Source organism: Weizmannia sp. CD-2023 (genome assembly GCF_036225245.1).
Taxonomy (GTDB): domain Bacteria; phylum Bacillota; class Bacilli; order Bacillales; family Bacillaceae_C; genus Weizmannia; species Weizmannia faecalis.
This window is the reverse complement of sequence record NZ_JARTJQ010000128.1, coordinates 1-3,691: the sequence shown is the minus strand read 5'-3', so window position 1 is coordinate 3,691 and position 3,691 is coordinate 1. Positions and strand designations below refer to the sequence as shown.

General features: G+C 47.3%; 1 protein-coding gene and 2 pseudogenes. All 3 read left to right on the top strand.

What is annotated here, in order from left to right; all coding sequences use genetic code 11:
- A pseudogene (locus tag P9687_RS16485) lies at positions 1 to 423 on the top strand (Putrescine importer PuuP); the annotation flags it as partial.
- A gap of 121 nt (positions 424 to 544) precedes the next feature.
- The gene (locus P9687_RS16480; RefSeq protein ID WP_014098495.1) at positions 545 to 2,680 is read left to right on the top strand and encodes a sigma 54-interacting transcriptional regulator; all 2,136 of its coding nucleotides are present in this window, start codon (positions 545 to 547) and stop codon (positions 2,678 to 2,680) included.
- A gap of 291 nt (positions 2,681 to 2,971) precedes the next feature.
- Positions 2,972 to 3,691 (top strand): annotated as a pseudogene (locus tag P9687_RS16475) (aldehyde dehydrogenase family protein); the annotation flags it as partial.

Below are 3,691 nucleotides of genomic sequence, written 5' to 3'. Positions count from 1 at the left end.
GTCCAGCCGAAGCGATGGTTCGGGTCCGTGGAGCCGAAATTCCGGACCCCCGCATGGAATGTAATCCTTGTCGGCCTGGTGTCGCTGCTTGCGATCACGCCCAGCCTGGAACTCATTTCCTCGTTTATCAACTTTGGCGCCCTGATTGCTTTTACATTCGTCAATTTATCTGTTATTGCCTTCTTTGTCTTCCGGAAAAAGCGCTATAAAACGGCAAAAGATGTGTTTTCCTACCTGGTGATGCCTTTAGCCGGGGCAGGGCTGACGGGCGTTTTATGGTCCAACTTGCAAAAAGACGCCCTCATTTTCGGCATTATCTGGTCAGGCATCGGATTTATTTATATGGCGATCCAAACGAAATTTTTCCGCAAGCAGGTCATCGATTTTCAATTGGATGAAGCAGAAAAAACTTCTATTCTTTAAGATAAAAAGCAATGGTTACATGGCAGAAGATGTGCAGGCATCTTCTTTTTTTGTGCCGGACTATTTCCAATATTAAAATATAGTGATACTATATTTTTAGAAGGTGCAAGGAGGAATCGCAATGCCGGCAATTGCAAAAGAAAAAATAAAGCCGATCATCCCCTTTTCGGTTGACGGTGAAGAAGATTTAAGGCTGGCGTTACAAAAGCATAAAGGGCCTTTTCTGTTTTTAAAGAAGGACGGAGAATTATTTGCCTATGCCTTGCTGAATCATCAACTGCTGGAAAAGCTTAAAAAAGGCAACTTTTCAAAAGAAACCCTGCTTCGCCACGCAAAACCGCTTGACGGGATCAGCCGTCTCGATGACCATATTTCCATTACGAGCTTGTTCCAAATCATTGGTGAACCATTTGCGCTTGTGAGAAGCGAAGATGGCCGCCCGTCCGGCTACATCCAAAGAGAGGACATGCTGGCGGAGCTCTTTAAACAGGAAAACGAAAGCGCCCACTTTCTGAAAATCTTGCTCGCATCGATCCCAATGGGCATTTTTGTGCTCAACAGGGAAAAACGGATCATCCATTGTAACGAAGCAGGTTTACGAATGATTAAATTGCCGCACGAAGCGGTGCTGAATGCCCCTGGTAAAAGTATTTTCAGCCATGACCATATCGCAAAAGCGTTTGAAACCGGGAAAACGTATCTGAACCATCTTGAATTCGCAAACGGGGTCGGGGTTTTGGCCGACTACAGCCCGATTCAAAATTTCGCCGGTGAAGTTGAAGGCCTGATCATTGTCGTTCAGGATTTGCCGATGGTAGAAGAAATGGCACTTGAAATCGAATATATAAAAGACTTAAATAAAGACTTGAATGCGATTCTGTCGACGATTTATGACGAAATTCTTGTCGTCAATGCAAAGGGCGAACTGCTTCGCTACGGGGAGAACATCATTGAAGATTTCTGGCAGGTGGACGTAAAAACGCTGATCGGGAAAAATATCCTCGATTTTGAAGACCAGGGCTTATTCACCCCGTCGGTTATAAGGCTCGTGATGGAAAAACGGAAAAAAGTATCCGTTGTGCAGGAAACGCGGACGGGAAGAAAAATTCTGGCCGTCGGGAACCCGGTTTTTAATGAAAAAGGCGCGCTTGACCGGATCATTATTGCATCGCGGGACATAACCGAGACGACCCGGTTAAAAACCGAACTGAAAGAGATGAAAGAAATTTCAGCCCGGTACAAAAAAGAGCTCGACCAGTTCAAAAACAAAGACCGGTTTTTGAAAAAAATGATTTACTGCAGCCCGAAAATGGAAAAAATCATGCACCAGGTAAAGAAAATCGCCGAATTTTCGTCCACTGTTTTACTGTCCGGCGAATCGGGCGTCGGAAAAGAAGTCATTGCCCAGGCGATCCACCAATTCGGGAAAAGGTCGGAAAAACCGTTTTTAAAACTGAACTGCGGTGCGATTCCGGAAACTTTGCTGGAAAGCGAATTGTTCGGATATGTCAAAGGCGCCTTTACAGGTGCGGAAAAAAACGGAAAAGAAGGATACTTTAAGCAGGCGGACGGCGGCATTTTGTTCCTTGATGAAATCGGCGAATTGCCGGTGCACCTGCAGGTCAAATTGCTGCGGGTGCTGCAGGAACAGGAAGTGATCCCGATCGGCAGCACAACCCCCATTAAAATCGATGTCCAGATCATTGCGGCGACAAATCAAAACCTGGCAAAAATGGTGGAAGAGGGCCGGTTCCGGGAAGATTTATATTACCGATTGAACGTCATTCCGATCCGGATCCCGCCGCTCCGGGAACGGCCGGAAGATATATCGCTGCTTGCCTTCCACTTTTTGCAGCAATTAAACGAAAAATACGGCCGGAAGTTTTATTTAACGCCTGATGCGATCAATGTGCTGGAATGTTACCCGTGGCCGGGAAATGTAAGGGAACTGCAAAATATTATTGAAAGGCTGGTCGTCACTGCGGACCATGCTGCCATCGATGGCGGGTTTGTCAGCCAGTTTTTAACATTCGGCTCTGAAAGGAAAAAAATGAAGCCGGTCGTCACAAGAATCATGCCGTTGCAGGAGGCGATGGAGTCCGTCGAGGAGCAGCTCATTTTGCTGGCCATGAACCAGTACAAAACGACAACAAAAGCGGCGAAAGCACTGGGCATCAGCCAGTCTTCCGTCAGCCGCAAATACCAAAAAATATTAAACAAGAAAAACAGGAAAACAGAGGATGCCGTTTTCAAGTAAAGCTTCTTCTAAAAACCCCTGCTGCCGCAAACAAAGCCTAAAAAACGGCGGGACGCTACCATTCACAGTGTCCCGCCGTTTTTTTGCAGCCTGCAACTTGTTTCAGTGCCTCCCGGTGTAAACGCGCCGGTTTTCTTTTTTACTTTCCCCGCTCCGTTTCCATGCAGAAAAAAATAGCATTATGCAAAACTGCATAATGCTGTGCGTGCGAAACCGCATAAATCAGGCTGAAAATTAATTGGCACCCTTCTTGCAAGATTATTCGTCGAAGAGAATAAAGGAGGATGAAAAATGGTCGGGGTACAACAATCCGTCATCAACCTGAAAATGTATATTAACGGCGAATGGATCGATGCAGATAACCGGGAAACGCGTGCCATAAAAAATCCTGCGAACGGTGAAACCATCGCCATTGCCCCGGAAGGCACCACCCGTGATGCCCATGAAGCAGTGGATGCAGCTCGAAAAGCTTTTGAATCGGGGATATGGTCCGGCATTCCTGCACAGGAAAGGGCAGCGTATTTATTTCAAGTTGCCGATAAAATCGACGAAAACGCGAAGGCTTTAACCAGGCTTGAAACGTTGGACAACGGGAAACCGTTAAGAGAAGCAAGCTATGATATTGCCGATGCGGCTGCCTGTTTCCGTTACTACGCCGGCTTAATTACGAAGCCTGACGGGTTTACCTACCATGTCGCAGATCCGATGCAGGCAATGGTTGTCCGGGAACCCGTCGGTGTTTGCGGCCTTATCGTGCCATGGATTTATCCGCTTTTAATGAGCGTCTGGAAAATCGCGCCGGCACTGGCAGCCGGAAATACGATCGTTTTTTAACCGTCCGTGGTGACGCCGGTGACAGCCATGAAGCTCTTTGAAATCGTTGAAGACATCGGCTTGCCGAAAGGTGTCGCCAATATGGTCATGGGCGCGGGGCCGGTAGTAGGCGAGGAGATCGTCACCCATCCGGAAGTGGATATGATTTCCTTTACCGGCGGCACGAAAACCGGGAAA

What these genes read in the sequence shown, in the direction of transcription:
- P9687_RS16480 (WP_014098495.1), top strand. Translation starts at nt 545, where the DNA reads ATGCCGGCAATTGCAAAAGAAAAAATAAAGCCGATCATCCCCTTTTCG.